This window comes from Thermogutta sp. (assembly GCF_039793925.1).
In the GTDB taxonomy this organism is placed as follows: Bacteria; Planctomycetota; Planctomycetia; order Pirellulales; family Thermoguttaceae; genus Thermogutta.
The window spans coordinates 1-1,187 of the sequence record NZ_JBAMME010000313.1 but is presented as its reverse complement, the minus strand read 5'-3'; the positions used below and the strand labels follow the sequence as shown (position 1 = coordinate 1,187).

At 52.9% G+C, this 1,187-nt stretch carries 1 protein-coding gene; it reads left to right on the top strand.

The window, feature by feature from the left end; all coding sequences use genetic code 11:
* Nucleotides 1–10: 10 nt before the first annotated feature.
* Nucleotides 11–1,187: flagellar hook-basal body complex protein (locus ABJK56_RS16875; protein WP_347245850.1), on the top strand; the 1,177-nt coding region annotated here is incomplete at its 3' end.

The following is a 1,187-nucleotide window of genomic DNA, read 5'->3' as shown; positions in this document are numbered from 1 at the left end:
TGATAGAGCTATGGGTCTGGCATCCGCTCTCACGACGGCATTAACCGGCCTGACGGCAGCCGAAACCACAATCGATGTTGTGGGTAATAACCTCGCCAATGCCAACACGGTCGGATTCAAGGCGTCATCCGCGTCGTTCGCAACGCAGTTTCTTCAGACCCTCGCTTTAGGCGCGATGCCGACGGCGGACTCCGGCGGCACCAATCCCCGACAAATCGGCCTGGGGACAATGGTCGCTGATATCACTCCAAACTTCAATCAGGGGACGATCGAAGTCAGTTCTAATCCAACCGACATTGCAATCCAGGGGGATGGATTTTTCATTGTGGAAGGACAGCAGAATGAAAGGCTTTATACTCGCAACGGGATATTCAAGCTTAATTCACAAAATCAACTGATCACAATAACGGGCAACCGGGTTCTTGGTTACGGCATCGACGAGAATTTCCAGGTTCAGGAAACCGATCTTCAGCCGATTACAATTCCGATCGGCTCCGAGGCTGTGGCGAAAGCCACGGAGAATGTCTATCTGGAGGGCACCCTTTCCCCCACTGGCGATATCGCCACGACCGCATCGCGCATTCAGACGCCGATTCTGGGGGACGGAAGATACAGCCGACCGGAAGACCGCCTGACGCCCGGCTATTCACCGGAGCCCAATGTGAGCAGTGTTATTCCGAACAGTCAGAGTGTGGGAGGCGGATTGGTCTCCGGAACCACGTACGAGTACCGAATTGTTTTTGCCCACGGCCAGTACATTCCCGGACCGCCACAGCCGCCGCCGGCAATGAGCGAGGGGATGTATTCGAGTATCATCTCGGCCACCGTTGGTGCGGGAGATGACGCACTCGAATTGACTAACCTGCCTACCGATCCGACAGGAAAATACGACTATATTCGAATTTACCGACGGACAGCCGGTGATACGGATTTCAAATACGTGGATGAGATTCCCATGGGAACCACCACGTACCTGGACACAAAGGCCGACGGAACCCTTGGCCCGGTGATGAATACAACCCTTCTGAGTGGCAATTTTACTTACTATGTTGCTTTTGAAAAAGATGGACGAATCAGCCGACCAGGACCAATCAGCGATCCTATAAATATTCTTAACGGGCGTGTTATATTGAGTAACATTCCGACGGGTAATCCTGCCGAGTGGACCAATCGGTATATTTATCGGT